General features: G+C 76.3%; 14 protein-coding genes and 1 pseudogene. 1 reads left to right on the top strand and 14 read right to left on the bottom strand.

Features of this window, described 5'->3' with window-relative positions:
* Positions 1-13 precede the first annotated feature (13 nt).
* From FKM96_RS02640 to FKM96_RS02705, 13 genes and pseudogenes are all read right to left on the bottom strand, one after another.
* Positions 14-1,168: an FHA domain-containing protein gene (locus tag FKM96_RS02640; protein ID WP_147793925.1), complete on the bottom strand. Its 1,155-nt coding sequence runs from the start codon at positions 1,166-1,168 to the stop codon at positions 14-16.
* A complete protein-coding gene (locus FKM96_RS02645) occupies positions 1,143-1,805 on the bottom strand; it encodes an RDD family protein (RefSeq protein WP_147793926.1) in 663 nt (220 codons plus the stop codon). The genes FKM96_RS02640 and FKM96_RS02645 overlap by 26 nt, the downstream gene beginning before the upstream one ends.
* Positions 1,802-4,429 (bottom strand): transglutaminase domain-containing protein, encoded by a 2,628-nt coding sequence (locus FKM96_RS02650; RefSeq protein ID WP_147793927.1) that lies wholly within the window; start codon positions 4,427-4,429, stop codon positions 1,802-1,804. Before FKM96_RS02650 ends, FKM96_RS02645 begins: the two co-directional genes overlap by 4 nt.
* Positions 4,426-5,595, bottom strand: coding sequence for a DUF58 domain-containing protein (locus tag FKM96_RS02655; RefSeq protein WP_147793928.1), 1,170 nt, complete (start codon positions 5,593-5,595; stop codon positions 4,426-4,428). The genes FKM96_RS02650 and FKM96_RS02655 overlap by 4 nt, the downstream gene beginning before the upstream one ends.
* Before the next feature lie 31 nt (positions 5,596-5,626).
* Positions 5,627-6,580, bottom strand: coding sequence for a MoxR family ATPase (locus FKM96_RS02660; RefSeq protein WP_147793929.1), 954 nt, complete (start codon positions 6,578-6,580; stop codon positions 5,627-5,629).
* Positions 6,581-6,658: 78 nt separating this feature from the next.
* Positions 6,659-12,526, bottom strand: coding sequence for an Ig-like domain-containing protein (locus FKM96_RS02665; protein WP_147793930.1), 5,868 nt, complete (start codon positions 12,524-12,526; stop codon positions 6,659-6,661).
* Positions 12,523-14,142 carry a serine/threonine-protein kinase gene (locus tag FKM96_RS02670; RefSeq protein ID WP_147793931.1) on the bottom strand — a complete coding sequence of 540 codons (1,620 nt, stop codon included), beginning with the start codon at positions 14,140-14,142 and terminating at the stop codon, positions 12,523-12,525. Before FKM96_RS02670 ends, FKM96_RS02665 begins: the two co-directional genes overlap by 4 nt.
* Complete coding sequence (locus FKM96_RS02675; protein WP_147793932.1) at positions 14,139-15,647, bottom strand: FHA domain-containing protein; 1,509 nt, start codon at positions 15,645-15,647, stop codon at positions 14,139-14,141. The genes FKM96_RS02670 and FKM96_RS02675 overlap by 4 nt, the downstream gene beginning before the upstream one ends.
* A 126-nt stretch (positions 15,648-15,773) precedes the next feature.
* Complete coding sequence (locus FKM96_RS21240) at positions 15,774-18,056, bottom strand: protein phosphatase 2C domain-containing protein (RefSeq protein ID WP_246855164.1); 2,283 nt, start codon at positions 18,054-18,056, stop codon at positions 15,774-15,776.
* A gap of 68 nt (positions 18,057-18,124) precedes the next feature.
* Positions 18,125-19,042, bottom strand: a complete 918-nt coding sequence (gene era / locus FKM96_RS02690; RefSeq protein ID WP_147793933.1) for a GTPase Era — start codon at positions 19,040-19,042, stop codon at positions 18,125-18,127.
* A gap of 1 nt (position 19,043) precedes the next feature.
* On the bottom strand, positions 19,044-20,348 hold the full coding sequence (locus FKM96_RS02695; protein WP_147793934.1) for a hemolysin family protein: 1,305 nt from the start codon (positions 20,346-20,348) through the stop codon (positions 19,044-19,046).
* Positions 20,345-20,798: pseudogene (gene ybeY, locus FKM96_RS02700) on the bottom strand (rRNA maturation RNase YbeY). The gene FKM96_RS02695 and the pseudogene ybeY overlap by 4 nt, the downstream one beginning before the upstream one ends.
* Entirely contained in the window at positions 20,795-21,805 is a 1,011-nt protein-coding gene (locus FKM96_RS02705; RefSeq protein ID WP_147796877.1) for a PhoH family protein, read from the bottom strand. Before FKM96_RS02705 ends, ybeY begins: the two are co-directional and overlap by 4 nt.
* A 205-nt stretch (positions 21,806-22,010) precedes the next feature.
* Here FKM96_RS02705 and ppdK point away from each other — a divergent pair, with 205 nt between their 5' ends.
* Positions 22,011-24,722 carry a pyruvate, phosphate dikinase gene (gene ppdK, locus FKM96_RS02710; protein WP_147793935.1) on the top strand — a complete coding sequence of 904 codons (2,712 nt, stop codon included), beginning with the start codon at positions 22,011-22,013 and terminating at the stop codon, positions 24,720-24,722.
* Positions 24,723-24,799: 77 nt separating this feature from the next.
* On the opposite strand, the gene FKM96_RS02715 is transcribed toward ppdK, so the two are convergent.
* The gene (locus FKM96_RS02715; RefSeq protein WP_210417349.1) at positions 24,800-26,551 is read right to left on the bottom strand and encodes a glycoside hydrolase family 127 protein; all 1,752 of its coding nucleotides are present in this window, start codon (positions 26,549-26,551) and stop codon (positions 24,800-24,802) included.
* Positions 26,552-26,823 lie beyond the last annotated feature (272 nt).

Genomic DNA, 26,823 nt, shown 5'->3' on the forward strand with positions numbered 1-26,823 from the left:
TCATCGTAGGCCCCTAGGCGCGCAGCCCCACGGCGAGCGCCAGGTCGCCGAACGCCACCAGCGAGCCGTCCGCCAGCCGCACCCGACGGTCCGGCAGGCAGACGATCCGCTGGCCGTCGGCGAGCGTCACGAGCGTGCCGTTGGTCGAGCCGCGGTCGACGACCCACGGCCCGTGCTCGTCGACGCCGAGCATGAGGTGCGTCTTCGACACCGAGCGGCCCGGGTCGGCGACGGCGACCGTCCGGACGCCGTCCTGCGGGTCGGGGTTGCGCCCGACGAGCAGCGGGCTGTCCAGCGCGGCGACCGTGCCGTCGGGGAGCCGGACCGCCCACCCGGCGCCCGGGCCCGGCACGGGGGCCGGGGGCGCGGCGGGGAACGGGGCGGGCGGGACCGGCACCGCGGGGGTCGCGGGGGCGACGGCGGCGTGCGGGGCCGGTGCCGGGGCGGGCGGGGGCCAGTCGCCGGCGGGCGCGGGGCCGGGCGCCGGCGGCGGGGCTGCCGCCGCGGCAGGCGGCGGGGTCGCCGGCGCGGCGGGCGCGGGCGGGGCCGGCGGGGCGTCCGGGTGCACCGGCGCGCCCGGCACGACCGCGTGCCGGCCGGTCCGCGTCGGCGGCTCGGTCGGCACGGGCCCCGGGACGGGACCGAGGGCGTCGCGCCAGGCGGCCTGCTCGCCGGAGGCGGGACCGGCCGGCGCGGGCGGCACCGGGGCGGCGGGGTGCGCGGGCGTCGCCGGGGCCGCGACGGGCATCGCCGGGGCCGACGGGTACGCGGGCGTCGCGGCGGGCGCCGCCGGGGCCGCGAGGTACCCGGGCGCCGCACCCGGAGCGGCCGGAGCCGGGGCGTCCGGCAGAGCGGGGGCCGGCGCCGCCGGTCCGGCGGCGGGCGCGGCGGCGTCCGGTCCGGGTGCGAGCGGCACGGGCGCCGCGGGGTGCGCGGGCACCACGGCCGCCGGGACGACCGGGATCTGCCGGGTGTCGAGGTCCGGCCCGAGGCCGGGTCCGCCGAGCGGGGGCAGCACGAGCCCCGGGGCGTCGAGCCGGCGGTCGGCGGCGAGCGCGCTCCACCGCGTGCGCGTGGGCTCGGACGGGGTGGGGTCGACGGTCGGCGTGCCGCCCGCGGCGGTCGGCTCGCCCGCCCACGCGTCACCCGGTGCCGCGGGGTGCGGCACGGAGGGCCACGCCGGGGCGTCCCCGCCGTGCCCCGCGGGCGGTGCGGGCGGCGCGGGCGCGTCGGCGCCTCCGGCCCGGCTCGGGCGCGCCGGCCAGTCGGCCACCCGACGGGCGGGGACGAGCCCCCGCACGTCGACGACGACACCCTCCCCCCACCCGGTCGTGCCAGCCGCGCCGGCGCCCGGACGAGTCGAACAGCGGCGACAGCAGCACCACGAGCTGGCCCACGCCGCACGCCAGCGAGCCCAGGGCGACGATCAGCGCCCGCACGAACGCCCGCCCGAGCCCGACGGGCCGGCCGGACCGGACGTCGACGAGCCGCAGGCCGAGCAGCCGGCGCCCGACGGTCCAGCCGCGGGTGCCGTTCCACACCCACTGCGCCACGGCCCAGGCGGCGAGCAGCACCGCCCCGACGGCGAGCAGCACCCCGGACGGCGCGGCGGGCTCGGGCACCGTGCCCGCCCCTGAGTCGGAGGCCGCGCGCACGGTCGCCGCGAACGCCGGCGCCCACGCGAGCCAGAGCGGCGCCGCGGCGATCGACGTCAGCGCGGCGTCCACGAGGTACGCCGCGACGCGGCGTCCGACCGGCGCAGGCGGTGCGCTCGGCGGGACCACGCCGCCGGTGGTGCTGCTCATCCGTCCGCTCCGTCCGCTCGTCGTGCCCGTCGTCCCCTGGTCCCCCGCTTCTCCCTGCCGTCCGGCGCGCTCCGCCGCGCCCGGTCGGCGGCCGCCGCGGCCCGGCGCCGCTCGGACCGGCGCAGCGACCGGGTCGCCACCCTCCCGCGCCACCGCTGCTTGCGGGGCGTCGCCGCCCGCATGGACGCGAGCGTCCGGTCGACCTCCGCCCAGTACTCCCGCGCGTCCGCCGTCGTCGGGGCCGCGGCGCCGAACACGGCCGCGTCCGCACGGTCGGCCAGCGCGACCACCGCGGCGCCCGCCTCGACGCCGGCCGGCGTCGGGCCGGCCGGCACCGGGGCGGGACGCTTCCGGCGGCGCCCTTCCTCCGGCTCCGGCGCGGTGGTGAACGCCCGGTCCAGCGACCGCGCGCCCTCGCGGCGGGTGGCCACCGGGTCGACGTCGCGGCGCAGGTCGGTCGCCAGGTCGAGCACCTCCTGCCAGCCACCCACGACCCGGTTCACCGGGACGGGGTCGCGCCGCCGGCGGCGCCGGCGGCGTGCCTTGAGACCCGCGATGACGAGGAACGGCGCGAGCAGCACCAGCAGCAGGCCGGACCCGGCGGCGACGCCGAGGGCGATGCGCTGCCAGACCGCCAGGGCGGACTCGTCCTCGCCGTCCTGCGTCTGGGGCTGGTCGGTGTCGTCCGCGGGCGGGTCCACCGGCGGGGCGGGCGGCGGCGGGGGCTGCGCGACCTGGGGCTCGGGGTCGGCCTGGCTGGTCTCCTGCTCGTCCTGCGGCGTCTGGCTCTCGGGCGGGGTCGGGTCGAAGGTGACCCAGCCGTACCCCTCGAACGCGATCTCGACCCAGGCGTGCACGTCGGCGCCGGTCACGACCACCGGGGCGTCGGGGTCGAGGGGCGCGTCCGGCGTCGCGGCCGCCTCCTCGTCGTCGCCCGGCACGAAGCCCATGACCACCCGCGCGGGCAGGCCCATCTCGCGGGCCATGAGGGCCATCGCGGACGCGTACTGCTCGTCGTCGCCGACCATGAGGTCGCCGCCGAGCAGCGTCGCCACCCGGTCGGCGCCGTGCCCGGACAGCGACGGGTAGTCCCCCTGGTCGGTGCGCCCGTGCGAGAAGAAGCCGCGCTCGGACAGCGCCTGCTCGAGCGCGCGGGCGACCTGGGCGGGCGTCTCGGCCTCGCGGGCGGCGTCACCGGCCGCGGTCGACACGGCGTCCGGGACGCCCTGGGGCTCCGGCAGGTCGAGCGCGCTGCCCGCGGCGGAGCCGAGCTGCTCGTCGTCGGGCTCGGCCGGCACGACGGCGTCGAGGGTGTAGGTCAGCCCCTCGTCCAGCCCGCCGGTGAGCACGGCCGCGCCGGTCGCGTCGTTGAACCGCAGCCGCGACTGGGCCTCGGTGTCGTCGAACCGCACGGACACCGCCTCGCCGACGGTCGGCAGCCACACGCCGGACAGCCCGTCGACCTGGACCTGCACCTCCGCGCGCTCCCCGCCGGTGCCGGACGCCTCGACGGCGTCGGCCTCCTCGACGGCCTGCTCGCTGACGACCTCGCCGACCCGGCGGAACTGGCCCGACGCGCGGGACGAGCCGTCGCCGGCCACGTTCCACACCACGCCGTCGAACCGGTCGAAGGTCGCGAGCCGGACCCGGGCGCCCGCGGGCAGTCCCTGCACTGTGAACAGCTCGACGGTGTCGTCGTCCTTCACGTACTTGCGGAAGGCGGACAGCGGGCTGGCGTAGTCGCGGGGGTCGAACGGCGGCAGCAGCGCGTCGCGCAGGACGTACCGGTCCCGGTTGGACTCGACCGTGGTGCCCGCCGCGACGCCCGCGCCGCCGGCGAGCGCGACCAGCAGGACGAGCGCGACCGGGCGCCGCGCCCGCAGCCGGCCGGACCGCCAGGACGCCCAGACCAGCAGGACGACCGCGATCGCGGTGCCGGCGGCCACCGGGGCGACCGTGGTGTGCGTGCCGAGCAGCACGGCCCCGGCGAGGACCACGGGCGGGAGCAGCGCGGCCGCCGGTGCCGCGCGCCCGGAGCCCAGCGCGAGCCGCACCGCGACCGCGGTCCCGACCACCGCCAGCAGGTACGGCGGGACCAGCAGCCAGCCCGAGCCGCCCAGCGGCGGCTGCAGGGTCAGCACGTCCTTCCAGCCCAGCCCCGACCCGCGGACCACGGACACGATCGACGCGAGCGTCGGCACGACGCCCCCGACGGTCTGGTCCGGCGTCGCGAGCGGCCCGCCGAGCACGACGGTGACCGTGAGCAGCACGGCCGTGGTCACGGGGGGCGACCAGCGCGCCCACGCCGACAGCACGCCCGCGGCCGCGCCGAGCAGCACGCCGCCGACCACCGGGGCCAGCAGCACCGAACCGCCGTACACGGGCAGCAGCGGGGTCAGCGCGGCGAGGACGGCGCCGGCCAGCACGAGCACGTCGACGACCGCCCGGCCGCCGCGCGGGACGCCGCGGCGGGGCCGCTCCGCGCCCGCGGGCTGCCCGGAGCCGCCGGGCCGACGGCGCCCGGACGAGGGCGGCCCGGGCGGCGTCGGAACGCCGGGGGCTGCGTCCGGGGCGCCGTGCGCGACGACGCCGGGCGCGACGGGGTTCTCGGTCGTCGTCGTCATGCCGCCGCCGCCAGACGCAGGGCGCGGGGCAGGTCGTCGAGCGAGCCCAGGCGGACCAGGCTCAGCGTGCGCTGCGTGCGGACCTCGACCTCGGCACCGGGGACGCAGCTCACCACGAGCGTCCGGGTGCCCTCGGGCACGTGCCGGGCGGCGGCGCGCAGGTCCGCCGCGGGCACGACGGACCCGGTGACCAGGAACGCGAGCGTCACGTCGGGCGCCTCGCGGGCGACCCGTCGGCCGAGCAGCCGGGAGCCGGTGCCGTCGGGGCCGCAGGTGATGCCGGAGCAGTCGTCGAGCAGCGGCCGGCGCGCGGTGGTGCGCACCCGGCCGGGACCGGCGAGCACCGCGAGCGGGTGCTCCTCGGCCAGCACGTGCACGCCGAGCGAGGCGACCACGCTGACCGCGAGCTCCAGCTCCGCGTCGTCCGCGCCGTGCCGGTAGTCCCGGGGGTCGGTGGCGAGTGCGACGGCGGTCTGGGTGCGGCGGGTGTCCTCGTACTGCTTCACCGTGAGCTGCCCGCGGCGCGCGGTGGTGCGCCAGTGGATCGACCGGCGGTCGTCGCCGACCACGTAGTCGCGCAGCGCGTGGAACGCCAGGTCCATGTCGGACAGGTCGCGGGTCGCGCCCCCCTCGAGGTCGCGGAGCAGGCCCGCGTCGGCGCCGGTGAGCATGACGACGCGCGGGTGCACGTACAGCTCCTCGGAGCCCGTGGTCACCGCGTGCCGGGTGGCGAGGCCGAGCGCGTCGCCGCGCACCGCCCGCACCGGGCCGACCGTGACGACGGCGCGCCGGTCGGTGGGGACCGCGAACAGCTCCTCGTGCTCCGTGCCCGGGGCCAGCGACGGGATCTCGAGCTCGGCCCGGCCCTCGCCGACCTGCAGCTCCAGGCGCACGGCGCGCGTCCGCCGACCGCCGGGGGCCGACACGACCACCCCGCCGAACGCCCGCTCCCCCACGCGCACCCGCCGGTCCGCGAGGTCGAGCCGCACGGCGTGCGGCAGCCGGCCCCACGTCATCGCGAGCGCGACGAGCAGCGCCACGACGCCGACGGCGCCCAGTGCCGCCAGCTCGACCCAGCCGAGCAGCACGCCGGCGACCGCGGCGGCCGCACCGAGCAGCCCCGCGCCCCAGCCCACGCCCGACAGCCGGGTGCGCGACCGCCTCACGCCGCGCCTCCCGGGTGCACCCCGACCCTGGTCACGCGCGCGCCACCGGCGGCGGGGTCGCGGACAGCACGCGCTCGACCACCTGGGTGGTCGTCGCGCCGAGGAAGTCGGCCTCGGGGTCGAGCACGAGGCGGTGCGCCAGGACGGGCACCGCGAGGTCCTTCACGTCGTCCGGGATCACGTAGGCACGCCCCGCGGCAGCCGCCTGCACCCGCGCGGCGCGCACCAGCGCCAGACCACCGCGGACGCTCGCGCCCAGGGAGGTCTGCGGGTCCTCGCGCGTGCCCTCGATCAGGCGCGCGACGTAGTCCAGCACCGACCCGTCGACGTGCACCGTCTGCGCGAGCTCCGCCATCTCGACGACACCCGCCGTGGTGACCACGGCGTCCAGCTCGCGGGTGCGGTCCCGCGCGCCGGACAGGATCTCGACCGTCGCGGTGCGGTCCGGGTAGCCGAGCGAGGTGCGCACGAGGAACCGGTCGAGCTGCGCCTCCGGCAGCCGGTAGGTGCCCGCCTGCTCGATCGGGTTCTGGGTCGCGATCACGACGAACGGCCGGCCCACCGGGTGCGTGTCCCGGTCGACCGTGACGTGGCCCTCCTCCATGACCTCCAGCAGCGCGGACTGCGTCTTCGGCGAGGCGCGGTTGATCTCGTCCGCCAGCAGCACGGAGGTGAACACCGGGCCCGGGTGGAACTGGAACGTGCGCGCCCCCTGGTCCCAGATCGTCACGCCGGTGACGTCGGAGGGCAGCAGGTCGGGGGTGAACTGGATGCGCTGGTGGGTGCCCTGGACCGACGCCGCGATGGCCTTGGCCAGCGAGGTCTTGCCCGTGCCGGGGGCGTCCTCCAGGAGCACGTGCCCCTCGGCGACCATCGCGGTCAGCACGAGCCGCACCGGGCGGTCGGCGCCCAGGACCGCGCGGGACACGTTGCCCACGAGGCCGGCGAACGTCTCGGCGAACCAGGCGGACTGCTCGGGGGTCATCGGGGGGTGTCTCCTGTCGGTGCTGTCTGTCGTGGTGTCGTGTCGTGCGGGCCCATCACCCGATCGGCAGGCCGGGCGTCAGGGCGAGGAACCGCCGGTGCCGGATCCGCTTCCGTCGTCCGGTGGATCCGGGTTCTGCGGCGGCGCGTCGGTCCACGCCACACGCAACGGGTCGGACCGCGTGCTGGTGCTCTCGGCGCCGCTCGACGACACCGCCCAGACCTCGATGCGGAAAGTTGTGCCGTTGTCGACCGATTCGACCGGCAGGTCTACATACGGGGTGGGCGTCGACCTGATCTCGCCGTTCCCCATACCGGGCCAGCCGGTGACCCGGTACTGGTAGGAGGTGATCGTCGCGTTCCGCTCGCCCGGGGAACTCGGCTGCCACGAGACCCGGACCTGCGAAGGGCGTGCGGACCCGTCCGCCGGGTTCTGCACCATCGAGATCGACGAGGGCGCGCTCGGCTTGGTCGCCACCGTCACCGTGTCACCGACGGCATCGCTCTCGCCGCCGTCGTGCACAGCCCGCACCTGGAGCGTGAGCGTGGTCCCGCCGGTCAGACCGTTGACCTGGTACGACCGCTCCCAACGCCCGACCTGAGCGATGACCGCGCCGTCTCGGAGAACGTCGTAGTGGTCCACCTCCTGGCCGTTGCCGTTCGCATCACCCCATGCGATACGCGCCCAGCCCTGGCCCGACGGAGCATCCGACTGCGACGCCGAGACCTGTGCCGAGCCGGCGGAAGGTCGACCGTACGCCTTGGCGGTGGCCGAGCCGGCACCTCCGTAGCCCGCCTTGTTCCGAGCCGAGACCTCGAACCGGTACTCGACGCCGTTGGCGGCGTCGGTCATCGGGTACGACGTGACATCGGCGCCGTACGTCAGTGTGCGGTCGCGCCCGCCGCCGGTGATCCTGAGCTGGTAGCCCGCGACGGCGTCGCCGTTCGCGGCTCCCGGGCTCCACGTCACGTTGATCTGACCGCCCAGGGGGCTGCCGACCCGTCCCGCGGACACCGTCGGCGCCTCCGGAGGCGCGGCCGGCGTGGAGGGCGCCGACGCCGCGCTCCACGCGCTCGGCTCCGGCGCGCGGTTGTGCGCCCGCACCTGCACCGTGTACGCGGTCCCGTTGCTCAGCCCGCGGAACGTGTACGACGTCCCGCTGGTCGTGACGGACGGCGAGCCGCCCGGCGGCGCGGGCGAGATCATCAGCGTGTACGACGACACCGGCGACCCGTTGGAGTTCGGCGCCGCCCAGGTCGCCGTGACCTCCTGGTCGCCCCACGCGAGCGACGGGGCGGCGGGGGTGTCCGGCACCGTGTCGGGGCGCGCGACGGCGGACGCCGGGCTCGGGTCGGACCAGCCGACGGCGTTCTCCGCCGCGACCGTGAACGTGTACTCGACGTTGTTCGTCAGCCCGGTAATGGTGCAGGTGGTGCTGGCGCAGGACGTCGTCGGGCCGCCCGCGCTGGCGGTCACCCGGTAGCCCCTGATCGGCTCGCCGCGGTCGTAGGGCGCGGTCCAGGACAGCACCACGGTGCCGTCGCGGACCTCGCCGACCCGCGGGGCTGCCGGCGTCTCCGGCTTCCCCCGCACCCGCAGCGTGACGCTGGACGCGACCTCGCGGGCGCTGTCGTCCGTGGCGTCCCGGACGCGCACCCGCACGACCATCTGCCCGACGAGCTCGGCGGCGGGCCGGACCACGACGTCGGAGCCGGACACGGACGCGGTGCCGGCGCCCGGCGTCTCCACCGTGACGCCGACGACGCGCAGCGGCTGGTCCGGGAACGGGTTGGAGGCCCCGGCCAGGACGTCGACCACGCGCTCCTGCCCCTGGACGGCGTCGTTGACGACCTTGTCCTGGAGCGCGGCCACGCGCCGGGTGCTCGCGACGGTCCGCACCTCGACCTGGACGGCCATCTTCCCGGCGCGGCCGTAGCCGAGCTCGATCGGCAGCGTGCCGCGGGTGCCCTTGGGCGTGCCGACGTCGGAGGCGACGGACAGCCGGCTGCCCTGGAGCGAGACCGAGAACCCGGCCGGCGCGTCGCCGGTCAGCCGGTACGTGAAGGTGTCCGCGCCGGACGCGCCCTCGACACCCTGCGTGAAGGCCTGGAGGTCGACCGTCGTGGGCGCCTCGCCGGGCCCGACCTCCAGGGTGGAGGGCACGAACGTCGGGGGGTAGTCGTCGAGCGTGTAGACCGTGATCGGCAGCGTGATCACCGACGTCCGGGCGGAGGTGTCCCCCGCGCCGGTGCGGTCGGTGACCGGCACGGTGATCGACGCCGGGCCGACGTACCCGTCGGCGGGTCGGAACTGCACGGTGGTGGAGTCGGCGACCAGCGGCGAGCCGTCCGACCGCGTGGCCGTCACGGCGGTGGCGTCGGCGACCTGCGCGGTCCGCCCCGGCGCGACCTGGACCTGCTCGCCGAGCGGGATCGTCAGCGTCTCGCCGCCGGCGACCCGGAGCTCGGGGGCGCGCGGGCGCGCGGTCGGTGGGAAGAAACCGAGGGCGGGCACCGAGATGAACGCGTAGGAGCTGACGTCCTCGGCGGTGGTGTTCGTCAGCAGGTACGGGATGGTCTGGGCGGTCTCGGCGAGGGTGACCGTGATCGTGCCGTCGCCGCGGACGGTGGCCACCGACGACGCGCTGCCTGGCACGGAGACCCGCAGGTCCCCGAGCGGCCCGCTCGGGTTCTGCGCGACGCCGAGCACGTCGACGTCCACGCTGGTCCGCCCGACCGTGTCGACCGGCGGCACGACGACGTCGCGCGCGATCGGCGCGAGCACCGGCGCGTCCGGGTCGACGGTCACGGACAGCACGGCACCGTTGACGGCCCCGCGCTCGTTGACCGCGGTGTAGCCGATGTTGAAGACGCCCGCGGCGTCGCCCCGGACCACGACCCGGTTGCCGGACAGCGAGGCCGTGATGCCCTCGTCGACCTCCAGGTCTTCCCGGACGGCGAGCTCGCCGCCGAGCACGTCGGTGTCGTTCTCCAGGACCCGGACCTCGACGGTCTGCCCCGGCCGGACGGTGATCGTGTCGTCGCGCGCGACCACGCGGTTGCTGTCCCCGGGTCGCGCGGCGATGCCCACGCGCACGGTGGCGACGGCGCGCTGGCCGGTCCAGTCCTCGACGGCGTAGGTGAAGGTGTCGGTGCCGGCCTCGTCGGGCAGCGCCTCGTACTCCAGGAAGTCCGCGCCGACGGTGGTGACCCGGCCCTTGGTGCCGGCGGAGGCCACGCCGAGCAGCGTGATGCCGTCGCCGTCGGCGTCGATGCCGACCAGCGGGACCGGGATCCGCACGGTCTCCCCAGCGAACACGCGCGCCGTGAGAGCGCGGGGCTTCGGCGGGGCCTTGGTCTCCGGGTCGGACTCGTGCACCCGGACGGTGACGGTCGCAGCCGTCTCCATGCCGGTCGCGTCCTGGACGACGAACGTCGCGTGCACGGTCATCGGGGACGACGGGGCCTGGTACCGCAGGTTGTCGCCCGAGACGAACATGAGGCCCTCGCCGTCGCCGAGCGGCTCGGCCAGCTCGGGCTTCAGCGTGATGGTGTCGCCGTCCGGGTCGGACGCGTCCTCCAGGACCGGGATCGTGACGACGCCCCCGGTCCGGACGTCGGCCGTCACGTTCGGCACGACGGGTGGCTGCGGGGTGGCGGACGCCGGCACCGGGCGGACCAGGATCTGCCCGGTGGCGCTGGCGGTGCCGTTGGACACGACGTACTGCAGCGTGACCGGCTCGGTCAGCGCGCCGACCGCGGAGATGGTGACGAGGGTGCGCTGCCGAACGGCGACCCGCAGGCCGTCCGGCGCGGACACGCTCTGCAGCACCAGCACGCCGCCGGCCGGGTCGGTGTCGTTGGCCAGCGGGTCGACGGTGGTCTCCCCGCCCGCGGGCAGCCAGGCGTCGTCGGCGACGGCGACCGGCGGCTCGGCCTGCTCCGGCCGTTCCCGCACGTCGATGCGCGCGACGCCGGTCGCCTGCTGCGGCGCGGCGGTCACCGTGAAGCTGACGTAGAACGTGCCGGCCTGCGCGGCGCGGAAGCTGAACGTCCCGGCCTCCAGGTCGGGCGTGACCGTCGTGCCCTGCACGTCCTCGACGCCGGCCAGCCGCGGCTGCTCGGCGCCGAAGGTGCGCACGGCGTCGAGCGGGCGCAGCTGGACGTCCTGGTCCACGTAGGTGACGGCGTGCACCGGGTCGATCTGCAGGTCCAGCGAACCGATGGCCCGGACGTCGACGTCGACGGTCCCCTCGGTGGTCGACGTCCCGTCCGACACGACGACGTGCACCACGTCGCGCCCGAGCTCGCCGCCGTCGGCGACGTAGCTGAGCGTGCCGTCCTGGCGGAACCGCGCGGTGCCCTTCTCGGCAGTCGCGCCGACCAGGGTGAGCGGGTCGCCGTCGGGGTCGGAGAAGTCGGCGAGCACCGGGTAGGACGCAGTCTGGCCCTGCTCGACGCGGATCTCGCCGGTGCGGTCCTGCACCGGCGGCTCGTCGAGCGACGCGTCGCGGACGGTCAGCGTGACCTGCGCGGTCGACGGGGCGGTGGTGCCGCGGCCGTCGCTGATCGAGTAGGCGAAGGTCGCCGAGCCGGTGGCGTCGGCGGGCACGGTGACCTGCAGCGCCCGGCCGCCGTACACCTGCTGCAGCGTGCCGAGTTCGGCGGGCAGCGGGTCGACCTCGCTGAGCACGAGGATGCCGCAGTCGGAGGAGGTGTCGTTGTCGATGACCGGGAGGATCGTGGTCCGTCCCGCGCGGACGCCGAACTGGTCGTCGACCGCGGTCGGGGCGGCGCTGGTGGGCGAGCACTCGGGGACCAGCTGCTGGGTGGTCCGGTCGCCCTCGGCCCGATCGGTGTCGTCCTCGGGCTTCTCCTCCGGCACGACGTCCGACCAGTCGGGCTCCCGGAGCTCGGTGTCCTCGAGCGGCAGCCACAGCCGCCCGTCGACGGTCTCGTTGAGGGCGACGACCTGCCGGTTCACCCGGAACACCAGGTGGTCCGTCGCGGTCACGCCGTCGAGGTCGAGCAGCCGCGGCTCCGCGTCCGCGCACAGCTCGAGGTAGTTCTGCGTCGCGGTGGGCCAGGCGGCGTGCGCGCAGGAGCCGACCCGGACGGGCGCCGCGGGCGTGCCCGCCCCGCCCGCCTCGTGCTCGGCGGCGACCTCGCCGGAGGACACCGCCACCTCGACCAGGCCGGTGCTGCCCGCGACGAGCACGGTGCTCGCGGCGGGACCGGGCTGCTGGAGCACGGGCTGCGCGAGGCCGAGGGCCGTCGACCCACCCGGGGTGCGGACGGTGTCGCCGTCCAGGCCGACCGGCACGTCGCCCACGGCGGTCAGCCGCTCGACCGCGCCCCCGAGCGCCGGGGCCTCCTCCGCCGTCGCCGCGCCGCCCGCGGTCGGCGTGAGGCGCGTGACCTCGCCGGTCGCGCCCGCCACGGCGAACGCGTCGCCGGTCACCGACGCCGTGACGACGCCGCCGGCGCCGACGTCGGCGTCCGGCTCGTCGGCCGTCACCTGGAGCATCGGCAGATCGGCGAACGTGCGGACCCAGGCCTGGCCGTCGGTGTCCATCACCGCGACGGTGCCGCCGGCCATCGACACCTGGACGCCCGCGGGGACCGCGACCTGCGCGGCGGCGGTGACCCCGGCCGGGTCGACCACGGTCAGCGTGCCCGCCTCGACGATCAGCACGTCGCCGGCGTCCTGCAGCACGTCGAACTCGGTGCTGCTCGCGACCAGCCCGGCGTTCAGCTCCTCGACCTGGGCGTTGTACCGGCCGACCTGCAGGGTGCTGGTGGACGTCAGCCAGACGGCGCCGTCGTTGAGGTCGACCTGCGCGAGCGGGAACCCGGGGTTGACCAGGGCGAGCGTCGCGAGCACCGCGGGCACGGTGACGACGGCCGCGGTGGACGCGACCTTCTTGCGGTTCCAGGGGAGCTTCACGCGGCGCAGCCCTCCGCGGGCACCGTCGACGCGCGGCGGTCCGCGCGCACGACGGAGACCTCGATGCACACCTCGCCGCCCTCGGCCGGCGGGGTCACGGTCACGGTGGGCTCCTCGGCGATCTCGAGCTGGGGCTCGCCCGTGGCGGTGCGCACGCCCCAGAGGTAGGTGTCGCCGTCCTGCGGCTCAGGGTTGGTCCAGGTGAACACGACGGTGCCGTCGGCCTGGCGCGCCCCGAACAGGTTGGTCGGCGCCGGCACGGTCTGGCCGAGGGTGCTCGCCGGCCCGGGGAACTCGGTGCCCGCGGCAGGCCCGGGGTCGGTCTCGGGGCGGTTCGCGAACAGGGCGATGCCGAGGACCGCGCCGGTGATCACGACCACGGAGCCGACCGCGGCCAGGACGCGGCCGGTGCGGGACCGGCCAGCCGACCCGGGGTGCACCTCGTGCACGGGGGCGGCGACGAGCTCGGGGCCGGGCGCGGCGTCCGGAGCCGGCGCGCCCGCGGCCGGGGCGGCTCCCGGCGCGGCGCCGGGGTGCACCGCCACGACCGGTCGCAGCCGGGTCGCCTCCGGCCCGGAGCCGAGGTCGAGGGGCGGCCCGACGGGCGCGGCCGGGCGCGCGGGCGCGGCGGGAGCGCCCGGGGCCGCGAGCGAGGGTGCGGCGTGCGGGGCGACCTCGACGACCGGCCGCACGCGCGTGGCGTCGGCGGGCGCCGCGGCACCGGCGGCGGCGGCTCCGGCCGGGCCGGCGTGGTCGTCGACGTCGGGCGCGGTGACCGGCAGCCCCAGGTCGGCCTGCACGGCGCGCAGGTCCTGCGCGAGGTCGAGCGCCCGGGCGTGCCGCTGCTGCGGCTCCCGGGCCATGGCGCGCGCCAGCACGGTGCGCAGCCGGTCGGGCACGTCGTCGCGGGCGAACGGCACCGGCGCGCCGCGCTCGATCCGACCCACCAGGTCCGCTGCCTCGTTCGGGCCGCCGGGCCGCTCGAACGGCGAGCGGCCGGCGAGCGCGGAGAACAGCGTCGCGGCCAGCGAGTACACGTCGGACCGCGCGTCGCCGTGCGGGTCGGCCGCGAGCAGCTCGGGTGCCGCCCACGGGATCGACATGCCGACGGCCGGGCCGCCGGCGTCGACCGTGGACGCGATGCCGAAGTCGGTGAGCACCGGCCGGCCGAAGTCGTTGGTGAGCACGTTGCCGGGCTTGATGTCCCGGTGCAGGATCCCGGCACGGTGCGCGGTCTCGACCGCCGAGGCCAGCCGGACGCCGAGCTCGAGCACCTCGGCGACCTCGAACCGCTCGCTGCGGTACCGCTGCCCGAGGCCGGGCCGCGCGCAGTACTCCATCACCAGGTACGGCCGGCCGTCGCCGGCCACGCCCGCCTGGTAGACCGTCACGATCGACGGGTGGTGCGAGAGCCGGGCGGTCAGGTCCGCCTCGCGCTCGAACGCCTCCCGCGCCTCCGCGTCCACGCTGCCGAGCAGCACCTTGACCGCGACCGGTCGCCGCGGCAGGTCCTGCTCGTACAGGAAGACGTCGGCCGAGCCCCCCGAGCCCAGCAGCCGCTGCACCGCGTATCCGGGCAGGTGCGGCGGCTGCGAGGCCTCACGCCGTCGGTTCACGCACCCGGCTCCACGGTGAACGTCACGCCGTCGCCCAGGTCGACGACGTCCCCCTCCGCGACGGCGACGGGCTCGCCCGCGGTGACGCGCCGCGGCGGCAGGGTGCCGGTCGCGACGGTGATGCCGTTCGTGGAGTACAGGTCCGTGACCAGCACGCGGCCGGCCTCCAGGCGGACCTCGGCGTGCGTGCGCGAGATGTCCTGCTCCGGGCTCGGCACGGTCACGAGGCGCGCCTCGGAGCCGTCGGGCGCGCGGTCGGCCTGCGGCGCGCGGCCGATCAGGACGACGGCGTCGACGGGCACGAGCGCGCCGGTGGACAGGGCGAGCCGGGGCACCGGCAGCTGGGCCGTGGGCGCGGCGGTGACGGGCAGCGCGCCCGAGACGCCGGGCGCGGGCGCCGGGGTGGGCACGACGGGGCCGGACGGCCAGTCGCCGGTCTGGGACACGGCCCAGGACGGCAGGTGCTGGCGGATCGACGCCAGCTCGCCGCTGAGGATCGTCAGGCCGTCGTGGTCGTCGGCGGACGCCGGGCCGGGCAGCGCCGGGGCGGCCGGCGGCACGTAGGGCTGCGCCGGCGACGGGAGCACGGGGCCCCCGGCGGCGGGCGGCGCGGGTGCCGGGGCGGGGAACGGGGCCGGGGCGGGCGCGGGGACCTCGGCGACGGCGTCGTGCTCCTCGACCTCGGCGGGCGCCTCCTCCGCGGGCGCGTCCTCGGCGGGTGCGTCCTGCTCGGCGGGCGCGACCTCGGCGGGTGCGTCCTGCTCGGCGGGCGCGTCCTCCTCGACCACCTCGGCCTCGACGAGCTCGCCCTCGACGACCTCGGCCGGCGCGGGGGTGCCCTCGACGACCTCGGTGCCGGACGGCACGTCCGCGGACCCGGCCGCGGGGACCGGCTCGGCCACGGCGGCCGCCTCGACCGCGGGGACCGGCTCGGCCTCGACCTCGGCCGGCGCCGGCGCCGCGTCCTCGACCGCCGCCGCACGCGCGGGCGCGACGGCGACCGGCGTCGGCGCGGCGGGCAGCGCGACGGGCTCGGACGGCGCGGCCTCGACCTCGCGCGCCGGCTCGGCGCCCGTCAGCCGCACCCGCACGCGGGACGCGCGCACCACGCCGCTGACGATGGGCAGGGCGGGGCCGCGGCCGGCGCCGGACACCCGGACGGTGATCTCCTCGGCGGAGCCGACGGACCGCTCGGACCAGGACACGACCTCGGGCGCGGACAGCACCTCGGCGCGGGTGCCGCGGACGACCTCGACCTCCACGTCGCCGCGCAGCGCGGTGTGCACCTTGCCGCCGGCCAGGTCGACCGCCGCGAACGGGTGCAGGCCGCCGAGGCCGTGCCGCACCAGGGCGTCGAGCTGCGCGCCCAGGCCGCCGCCGCGCTCCGGCGCGGTGGCCCAGACGTCGCGCACGACCTCGGGCGGGGTCGACGGGGCGAGCAGCAGCACGACGCCTCCCGCGACGACGGCGTACCACTCGCCGGGGGTGTACTCGGGCACGATCACCGACGGTCCTCCTGGTGGCTTCGCGGTCGCGGGATGGTGGCCCCGTCGACCGTCTCGTCCCATGTCCTATCGGCAGGACCGGTGCCGAACGCGAGCCATCCGGGTGAATCCGTCCCGTCGGGCTCGTCACCCAGGGCGTCCACGACGACGGCCGTGGCGTTGTCCCGGCCGCCCGCCTCGACCGCGCGGCGGACGAGCTCGGCGGCGGCCGCGGCGGCGCCCGGGACGCGGTCCAGCACGTCGGCCAGGTCGGACGGCGCGAGCTCGCCGGTCACGCCGTCGGAGCACACCAGCAGGCGGTCGCCGGGGCGCGCGGGCAGCGTCCAGTAGTCGGGCTCCGGGTCGGCACCGGGTGCCGAGCGCCCGGGTGAGCACGTGCCGCTCCGGGTGCTGCTCGGCGGCGTCCCGGCTGAGCGCGCCGGAGTCGACGAGCTCCTGGACCACCGAGTGGTCGACGGTCAGCTGCGCGAGCTCGCCGTCGGCCCACCGGTAGACCCGCGAGTCCCCGACGTTGAACACCAGCCAGTGCGCGGCGCCGTCGTGCTCGCCCAGGGCCACCCCGGCGACCGTGGTGCCGCCCTCGCGGCGCTCGAACGCCCCGCGGATCCGGCGGGCGGCGCTGCGGAAGCACGCGTGCAGGTCGGACGGGTCGACCGCGGTCCGGCCGGCGAGCGCGCCGAACTCCTCGACCGCGAGCCGGCTGGCGACGTCGCCCGCCTCGTGCCCGCCCATGCCGTCCGCGACGAGGAACACCGGCGGGTGCGCCAGCAGCGCGTCCTCGTTCAGCGCGCGCACCCGCCCGCGGTCGGTCGCCGAACCCCACGTCGTCCGCACCCGTGCTCTCCCCTCGTCGCCCTGGCAGGCACCATGGTGCCTGGTCGCGGCGCCACGCACCGCATCGTCCACACCCTCAGATGCCGAGCTGGTACACGCCCCAGTACGCCAGGACCACCAGCAGGGCCGCGCTGGCCGCGCAGGTGCCCCACAGCACGACGTGCCCGAGCACCCCGTGCGCCATCGGCTCGCCGGCCCGGGCGCAGCCGCCGCAGCCGCACCACGACGGCCGCCGCGGCGTACACGGCGACCAGGCCGAGCACGCGCACCGCGATCCAGCCGCCCTGGACGATCCAGCCGTTGCGCTCGTACCCGACGGCGAGTCGGGCCACCGAGACGAGGTACCAGACCAGCGCGGCGACCGTGGCGACGGATGCCGCGGACAGCAGCGCCAGCCGCCGGGTCAGCACGCGGTCGCGCCCCGGCCCCGGCTCGCGGCCGCGCACCCGCCGGACGCCCACCACGGCGAGCCGCCCGACGGGCAGCAGCACGAGCACCCCCACCGCCCCCGCGACGAGGAACAGCAGCACGTCGCCGTCGCCCAGCCACCGCGGCTGCGGCACCGGACCGGCCCAGTACAGCTGCTCGGGCTGCTGGCCCGCGATCCGCGGGGGCGGCCGACGCGGTCGCGGGCAGCCCCTGCACCCAGCCCGCGAGGTCGTCCAGGAACGCCGGGGCCACGACCTCGTCCACCCGGATCCCGTGGTCGGCGCCCCGGTAGTAGCGCACGGTGTAGTCGGTGTTCGCGGCGATCGCCAGGTCCCGGATGATCTGCTCGGCCCCCTGCACCACCGGCATCGACGCGTCCGCGGTGCCGTAGACGACGAGGACCGGCTGGCTCATCCGGCGCTGGTACGGCGCGACGTCGAAGTCCGCGTAGTCCAGGCCGCCCCCGGGCAGCGACATGCCGACCGCCCGCGGGATCGCCCGGAACACCTGCTGCGGGACGCCGGTGTTCCGCAGGTACGAGTCGACCGCGAACGCGGCCTGCTGCCGGGGCGGCACGACCGGCGCGGAGGCCAGCACCACGAAGCCGATGCCCGGCTGGTCCGCGGCCATCACCGGCGCGATCCAGGCCCCCTCGCTCTCCGCGTAGACGCCGACCCGGTCCGGGTCGATCCCGGGCAGGCCCCGCAGCAGGTCCCACGAGCGCAGGTAGTCGTCGGCCATCGCCACGTAGTCGCGGTGCCGCAGCGTGTAGGTGTCGAGCCGCTTGTTCGGCACCAGCGTCGCCACGCCGGCCTCGGCGAGCGAGCGCGCCTGGTCGACGAACGCGTCCTCGAACTTCCCGGTCCCCGCGCCGTGCACGAACACCACCGCCGGCACGTCGCCGTCGACCCCGACCGGCATCAGCAGCCGGGCCTCCACGTCCGCGCCGTCGAGCCGCACGGTGAGCACTGACGACCGCACCGCGTACGTCCCGAGCGCGGGCGCGTCGGTGATCGCCGTCGACTGCGTCTGCACCGTCAGCGGGTCGGTGAGCGGCACCGGCGCCCACTGCGGGCCCATGAGCGCCCCGAGCACGGCGAGGACCACCGCGCCCACGACGGTCCCCGCAGCGGTCCGGTAGCGCACGTCGCGATTATCCCCGTGGTGGGTACCCCCCGGGGGGACCCCCTGCTCGCGCTGCGTGGTCGCGGTGCTCAGAAGCCCAGCCGCCCGAGCTGCTTGGGGTCGCGCTGCCAGTCCTTCGCGACCTTGACGTGCAGGTCCAGGTACACCCGGGAGCCGAGCAGGGCCTCGATCCCGCGGCGCGCGGTCGTGCCCACCTCGCGCAGCCGGGAGCCGCCGCGCCCGATCACGATCGCCTTCTGGCTGTCCCGCTCGACGAACAGGTTCACCCGGACGTCGAGCATCGGGGTCTCGCCCGCGCCGGTCTCCCGGGGGACGATCTCGTCGACGACGACCGCCAGCGAGTGCGGCAGCTCGTCGCGCACGCCCTCGAGCGCGGCCTCGCGGACCAGCTCGGCGACCATCACGGCCTCGGGCTCGTCGGTCAGCTCGCCCTCGGGGTACAGCGCGGGGCCCTCGGGCAGGTGCTGGACGAGCACCTGCTCCACGACGTCGACCTGGTAGCCCGACTCGGCGGACACCGGCACGATGTCGGCCCACTCGCCGAGCTCGGACACGGCGAGCAGGTGCTCCGCGAGCCGCTGCTTGCCCACCAGGTCGGCCTTGGTGGCGATCGCCACGACCGGGGTCCGGCGGCCCAGCTGCGCCAGCTGCTCGGCGATGAACCGGTCGCCCGGGCCGACCTTCTGGTCCGACGGCAGGCAGAAGCCGACGACGTCGACCTCGCTGAGCGTGTCGCGCACCAGGTCGTTCAGCCGCTCGCCGAGCAGGGTGCGCGGCCGGTGCAGCCCGGGGGTGTCCACCAGCACGAGCTGGGCGTCCGGGCGGTGCACGATGCCGCGGACCGTGTGCCGCGTCGTCTGGGGCCGCCCGGAGGTGATCGCGACCTTCTGGCCGACCAGGGCGTTGGTGAGCGTCGACTTGCCGGCGTTGGGCCGGCCGACGAGGCAGGCGAAGCCGGAGCGGTGGGGCACGGGGGTCTCCGTCATGTCAGTGGTCCGTCGGGGTGGGGGCCGGGTCGGCCGGTCGGTCGGCGGTCTCGCGGGCGTCCGCGTCGTCGGGCTCCGGGGCTCGGGAGACGAGCACCCGGGCGACGCGCTTGCGCCGGCCCTCGGTACCCTGCGCGACGAGGCGGAGGCCGTGGATCTCGCCGGCAGAGCCCGGGATGGGCACCTTGCCGAGCGCCTTGGCGAGCAGGCCGCCCGCGGTGTCGACGTCGTCGTCCTCGACGTCCAGGCCGAACAGCTCGCCGAGCTCGTCCTTCGCGAGCCGCGCGGGCACCAGGTAGGTGCCGCCGCCGAGGTCCTCGACCTGCGGGGCGTGCGGGTCGTGCTCGTCGGTCAGCTCGCCGACGATCTCCTCGAGGGCGTCCTCGATCGTCACCAGGCCGGCGATGCCGCCGTACTCGTCGACGACCATCGCGATGTGGCTGGCGCCGGCCTGCAGCTCGCGCAGCAGCTCGTCGACCGGCTTCGACTCCGGCACGAACACGGCGGACCGCACCAGCGAGCCGGCCGGCGCCTCGGCGCCCTCCGGGTCGTCCTGCATCCGGCGCACCAGGTCCTTGAGGTAGAGCACGCCGCGCAGGTCGTCGACGCCCTCGCCGACCACCGGGACGCGGGAGTACCCGGAGCGGAGCAGCAGCGACAGGACCTTGCGCAGCGGCGTCGCCTCGTGGGTCGTGACCATGTCGGTGCGCGGCACCATGACCTCGCGGGTCAGGGTGTCGCCGAGCCCGAGCACCGAGCGCACCATCGCGCGCTCGTCCACGTCGATCGACGGCGACTCCCCCACGCGCTCGACCATCTCGCGCAGCTCGTCCTCGTCGAGGTCGGTGCCCGCGGCCGGCGCGACCCGGACCAGCGGGCCGGCGACGGCGCGCACGCCGAGCAGCAGCCGGGACGTGGTGGTGAGCACCTGGCGGGGGTACCGGTGGCCGAGCGAGCGCGGGCTGAGCCGGGCCAGCACGACGGTGAGGAACGCGCAGGCGGCCACGGCGACGACCAGCTCGGCCGCCCACGGCAGCGACGAGGCGGCGATCGCGAGCGTGAGGCAGACGGCCGCGACCATCTCGCACAGCAGCCGGACGACGCCGGCCGACCCGGCGACCGCGGCGCGGTCCTCGGTGAGCCGGCGGACGCGCTCGCCGGCGGGGTGCCGCGACGCGAGCAGGTCGGCGACGACGCCGCGGGACACCCGCAGCACGGCCGCCTCGCCCGCGGACAGCACGGCCGCCACGAGCACCGCCAGGACCGTCAGGGCCGCGAGCAGCCCGAGCGGGACGCCGGCGGTCATCGTCCTGCGAGGAAGGTCAGCAGCAGCTGGCGCTGCAGGCCGAACATCTCCTTCTCCTCCTCCGGCTCCGCGTGGTCGTAGCCCAGCAGGTGCAGGATCCCGTGCGTCGTGAGGAGAAGCAGCTCCTCGGCCGTGGAGTGGCCGGCGGTGCGCGCCTGCTCGACGGCGACCTCCGGGCACAGCACGACGTCGCCCAGCAGCCCGGCGGGCGTCGGCTCGTCGGCGCGCCCCGGGGCGCAGCTCGTCCATCGGGAACGACAGCACGTCCGTGGGGCCGGGCTCGTCCATCCACTTCACGTGCAGGTCCGTCATGACCTCGGTGTCGACGAACAGGATCGACAGGTCGGTCTGCGGGTGCACGTGCATCTGGTCCAGGACGAAGCGGGCGAGCGCGGCGAACTCCGCCTCGTCGACCTCGTGACCGGACTCGTTGTTGACCTCGATGCTCATCTCTTGGTGCTGTCCCAGCGTGCGTAGGCGTCGATGATGTCGCTGACCAGGCGGTGCCGGACGACGTCCGAGGAGGACATCCGGCAGAACGCGACGTCGTCCACGTCGTCGAGGATCGACTCGACCACGCGGAGGCCGGAGGTCGTGCCGGACGGCAGGTCGACCTGGGTGACGTCGCCGGTCACGACCACCTTGGACCCGAAGCCCAGGCGGGTGAGGAACATCTTCATCTGCTCGGCCGAGGTGTTCTGCGCCTCGTCCAGGATGATGAAGGAGTCGTTGAGCGTGCGGCCGCGCATGTAGGCGAGCGGCGCGACCTCGATCGTGCCCGCCTCCATCAGCCGCGGGATCGACTCGGGGTCGACCATGTCGTGCAGCGCGTCGTACAGCGGGCGCAGGTACGGGTCGATCTTCTCGCTGAGCGAGCCGGGCAGGAACCCGAGCCGCTCCCCCGCCTCGACGGCCGGCCGGGTGAGCACGATGCGGTTCACCTGGCGGGCCTGCAGCGCCTGCACGGCCTTGGCCATCGCGAGGTAGGTCTTGCCGGTGCCCGCGGGGCCGATGCCGAACGTGATCGTGTTCCGGTCGATCGCGTCGACGTACTCCTTCTGGCCCGCGGTCTTGGCCCGGATGGTCCGGCCTCGGCTGGACAGGATGTTGAACGTCAGGACGTCGGCCGGGCGCGTGGCGGTGCCGGCGGTGAGCATCGCGACGGAGCGCGTGACCACGTCCGGGGTCAGGGGCGTGCCGGCGACGGCGGTCTCGACCAGCTCGTCGACGAGACGGGCGACGAGCGCCACGTCCCCCGCCGGGCCGCCGAGGGTGATCTCGTTGCCCCGCACGTGCACGTCGACGGTGCGGAAGCCGTCCTCCACGGCGCGCAGGACCTGGTCGTCCATCCCCAGGAGCTCGACCATGGACACGCTCGACGGGATCGTGATCCGGTGCTCGACCCGGGCGGTGCCGGGGAGCGATCGCCGCGGGCGATCGGGTGTGGTCTCGGCCATGTGCTCGGCGTGCGCCGTGCGCTCCATTCATCGAGGCGGACTGGTGCTCCCATCCTACCGACCCCCACCGACGCACCGCCCCCGGATTCTCCCGGTCGTCGTGCGGCTCCGCCAGGTACCGATGGCCCTACCGGACCGCGAGCGCGGGGAGCAGAGTAGGGAGGGCGGGTGCAACGACGCCCCCGCGGTCGTACCGGAGGTGCACGTGGCCAGCTATGTCCAGGACTTCTCCGAGGGTGGCAAGGACCAGAAGGACCTGCTCGGCGGCAAGGGCGCGAACCTCGCCGAGATGACCCGCCTCGGCCTGCCGGTGCCGCCCGGCTTCACCATCACCACCGACGCCTGCCGCGCGTACATGCGCACGGGGCACCTGCCGCCCGAGCTGCGCGTGCAGGTCACGATGGCCGTCCGCCGGCTCGAGGACGCGCTGGGCCGCGGGCTCGGCGACTTCCACGAGCCGCTGCTCGTCTCGGTGCGCTCGGGCGCCAAGTTCTCCATGCCCGGGATGATGGAGACCGTGCTCAACGTCGGGCTCAACGACGCGTCCGTCATCGGGCTCGCCGAGCTCGCGGGCGACGAGCGGTTCGCCTGGGACTCGTACCGGCGGCTGATCCAGATGTTCGGCAGGACCGTCCTCGACATCGACGGCGACCTGTTCGCCGACACGCTCGACAAGGCCAAGGCGGCCAAGGGCGTCGAGCAGGACGTGGACCTCGACGCGGCGGACCTCCGCCAGCTCGTCGAGGCGTACAAGGAGATCGTGCGCACGGAGTCGGGGCGCGTGTTCCCGCAGCACCCGCGCGAGCAGCTCGACCTGGCGATCGTCGCCGTCCTGCGGTCCTGGAACACCGACCGCGCCCGGCTGTACCGGCGCCGCGAGCGCATCCCCGACGACCTCGGCACCGCGGTGAACGTCGTCAGCATGGTGTTCGGCAACCTCGGGCCGACCTCCGGCACCGGCGTGGCGTTCACCCGCGACCCCGCGACCGGCCACTCCGGCGACTACGGGGACTACCTGGCGAACGCCCAGGGCGAGGACGTCGTCGCCGGCATCCGGAACACCCTGAGCCTGGCGGAGATGGAGCAGGTGTCCCCGCAGGCGTACGGCGAGCTCCGCCAGGCGATGCGCCGGCTGGAGACCCACTACCGCGACCTGTGCGACGTCGAGTTCACCGTCGAGCGCGGCAAGCTCTGGATGCTGCAGACCCGCGTCGGCAAGCGGACCGCCCCGGCGGCGTTCCGGATCGCCACCCAGCTGGTCGACGAGCACCTCATCACGATGGACGAGGCGCTGGCCCGGGTCAGCGGGGCGCAGCTGTCGCAGCTGATGTTCCCCCGGTTCGACGCGCACGCCGAGCGCACCCTGCTCACCACCGGGATGGCCGCCTCCCCCGGCGCCGCGGTGGGCGCCGCGGTGTTCGACTCCGCCACGGCCGAGGCGCGCGCCGCCGCGGGCGAGGACGTGGTGCTGGTCCGCCGGGAGACCAACCCCGACGACCTCGGCGGCATGATCGCGTCGGTCGGCGTGCTCACCGCGCGCGGCGGCAAGACGTCGCACGCGGCGGTCGTGGCGCGCGGCATGGGACTGACCTGCGTGGTCGGCGCCGACGCGCTCGACATCGACCCGGCCGCCCGGTCCATGAAGGTGGGCGGGCACGAGGTCGCGGAGGGCGACGTCCTCGCGATCGACGGCTCCACCGGCGAGGTCTACCTCGGCGCCGTCCCGGTCGTGCCCTCCCCCGTCAGCACCTACCTGGGCGAGGGGCTCGACGCCGCGCTCGACCAGGCCGGCGAGGACGAGCAGACCGCCGACCTCGTCCGCTCCGTGCACCGCGTCCTCACGCACGCCGACGACACCCGCCGGCTGCGGGTGCACGCGAACGCCGACACCGCCGAGGACGCCCGGCGCGCCCGGTCGCTCGGCGCGCAGGGCATCGGGCTGTGCCGCACCGAGCACATGTTCCTCGGCGAGCGGCGGGTGCTGGTCGAGCGGGTCGTGCTCGCCGACGACGACGAGGAGCGGCAGGCGGCGCTCGACGCCCTGCTGCCGCTGCAGCGCGAGGACTTCGGCGCGCTGCTCGCGGAGATGGACGGGCTGCCCACCACCATCCGGCTCATCGACCCGCCGCTGCACGAGTTCCTGCCCGACCTCACCGACCTGGCCGTGCGCGTCGCGCTCGCCCGGGAGCGCGGCGAGGAGGACGCGCACGACGTGAAGCTGCTCGCCGCGGTGCGCCGGATGCACGAGGCCAACCCGATGCTCGGCCTGCGCGGCGTCCGGCTCGGCCTGGTCGTGCCCGGGCTGTTCGCGCTGCAGATCCGCGCGATCTGCGAGGCCGCGGCCGACCGCGTCGAGGCCGGCGGCACCCCGCACGCCGAGATCATGGTGCCGCTGGTCGGCTCCGTGATGGAGCTGCACCTGGTCCGCGACGAGGCGCTGCGGATCATGGCCGAGGTCGGCGAGGCGCGGGGCGTCCCGCTCGACCTGCCCGTCGGCGTCATGATCGAGCTGCCGCGCGCGGCGCTCACGGCCGACCGCATCGCCGAGGTGGCGCAGTTCTTCTCGTTCGGCACCAACGACCTCACGCAGACGACGTGGGGCTTCTCGCGGGACGACGTCGAGGGGGCGTTCTTCCCGGAGTACCTCGCGAACGGGGTGCTGACCGTGTCCCCGTTCGAGACCATCGACACGAAGGGCGTCGGTCGGCTCGTCCGCATCGCCGTCGAGGAGGGTCGGGCCACCCGCCCGGACCTCACCGTCGGCGTCTGCGGCGAGCACGGCGGTGACCCGGAGTCGATCCGGTTCTTCGACTCGGTGGGCCTGGACTACGTGTCCTGCTCGCCGTTCCGGGTTCCGGTCGCGCGGCTCGAGGCCGGCAGGGCCGCGATCCAGGGAGCCGACTCCGACGCCCGGTGAGGGGGCGCGCGCGGCGCCGCCCGCCCGGTTGGGACACCGGGAGGGCGGCGGCGCGGCGCCCGGTCCGCGGTCGCCCGTCAGGCCAGCGGGAGCCAGACGCGCATCGCGCCCGGGGCGCGGTTGCCCCACTGCGCGTACGGGATCGCGGTGAGCCGGACCGGGCGGCCGGCGGGTGGCAGGTCCGCGCCGGCGCGGTACAGCGGGACGTCCGCCGCGTCCGTCGCGACGCCTTCCGCCACGATGCGCGGGAGCGGGTCGTCCCCGGGGACGACCGTGAGGGCGCCGCCGGCGCGCAGCCGCACGTCCTCGACCGACGGGCCCTCGGGGTGGTCGGCCTGCTCGACGCAGTAGACGACCGGGCCGCGCACGATCGCCACCGACCCGCGCACGGCGTCCACCCGCGGGTGCGCGGCGACGGCGGTGGCCGGCATGTCGAGGTCGAGCTCGACCCGGCGGGTGCCGGGTGGCAGCACCAGGTAGCCGTCGTCGAGGGGCAGGTCGGCGCGAGCCGTCGCCGCGAGCGGGGCGCCGTCGACGACGACCCGCAGGCCGGTGGCCCAGCCGGGGACGCGCAGCGCCAGCGACCCGGTGAGCTCGCCGTCGACCTCGACCAGCACCCGCCCGTCGGCGGGGTACGCGGTGTCGAGGCGGACCGTGCCGGTGCCGAGGTGCTCGGGGACCTCGATCGTGGCTGCGGAGTACAGGTGCACCCGCAGCGCGTCGTCGGTCGCGGTCGCCAGGTACGCGTGCAGCGACGCGACCAGCCGGGCGATGTTGGGCGGGCAGCACGCGCAGGAGTACCAGGGCGTCCGCCGGGACGGTGCGTTCTCCTCCTCGCGGTGGCCCTCGCGCAGGTGCAGCGGGTTGGAGTAGAAGAACGACCGTCCGTCCGCCGACACCGAGGCGGCGACGGCGTTGAGCAGCGCGCGCTCGATCGCGTCGGCGTACCGGGAGCCGCCGTCGGCCAGCAGCATCCGGTACGACCACTGCACGTCGGCGATCGCGGCGCAGGTCTCGGCGTAGGCGCGGTCCGGCGGCAGCTCGTAGGCGTCGCCGAAGGACTCGTCGAAGTGCCGCGAGCCCATCGCCCCGGTGACGTACATCTTCTGGTGGTGCGCCGAGTCCCACTGGGCGCGCATCGCGTCCAGCAGGGCGACGTCGCCCTGCTCGGTGAACACGTCGGTGACACCCGCGTCCAGGTAGAGCTGCCGGACGGCGTGCCCGGTCGCCTCGGGCGACTCCCGGACGGGCGCGTGGTCCTGGAAGTAGTGCGCGCCGAGCCGGTCCGGGCCGAGCAGCGCCAGGTCCTGGCCGCGCTCGTCGACCATCCGCCGGGCCGTCGCCAGGTAGGGCTCGTGCCCGGTCTCGCGGTACAGCTCGACGAGCGCGGTCTCCACCTCGGGGTGGCCGCAGTACCCGGCGCGACCGTCCGGGCCGAAGGTCGCGACGACCAGGTCGGCGTACCGGCGGGCCAGCGCGAGGTAGTCCGCCCGGCCGGCGCCGCGGTGCAGCGCGACCGCGGCCTGGATCAGGTGGCCCGCGCAGTACAGCTCGTGCGCCCAGCGCAGGTCCACCCACCGCTGGTCCGGGCGGTCGACCTGGACGAACGAGTTGAGGTAGCCGTCGGCGTCCTGGGCCCGGGTGAGCAGGTCGAGGGTCCGGTCGAGGAAGCCGTCGAACGCGTCGGTCCCGGTGCGGCCGATCTCCCAGCCGATCGCCTCCAGCACCTTGTAGACGTCCGAGTCGGCGAACTGGTAGCCGACGAACGGACCGTCGTGCTCGCCGGTGACCCGGCGGAGGTTGGGCAGGGCGCCGCTGTCCTCCAGCATCCCGATGCTGTGCGGGAGCGTGGCGTCGGCGTTCAGGCGCTGCCAGCGGCCCAGGTGGCCCCGCGGGGTCGAGCCGGACCGAGGTGGCCGGCAGCGGGCGCTGAGTCAGCCGCCCGGTGGCGCGCGGGGCCACCGGTCCGGCGTGCGCCCCGAGCGCGGTCGTGGGGATCGCGGTCGGGTCCGCGGGGGTGGACGCGTGCGTCATGGGGCTTCCTCGCCGTGAGCGGTGCACCGTTGCCCGAGCCACTCTCCCGACGGTTCTACATCGTTGT

The sequence above is a fragment of the Cellulomonas sp. Y8 genome (assembly GCF_008033115.1).
Lineage (GTDB): Bacteria > Actinomycetota > Actinomycetes > Actinomycetales > Cellulomonadaceae > Cellulomonas.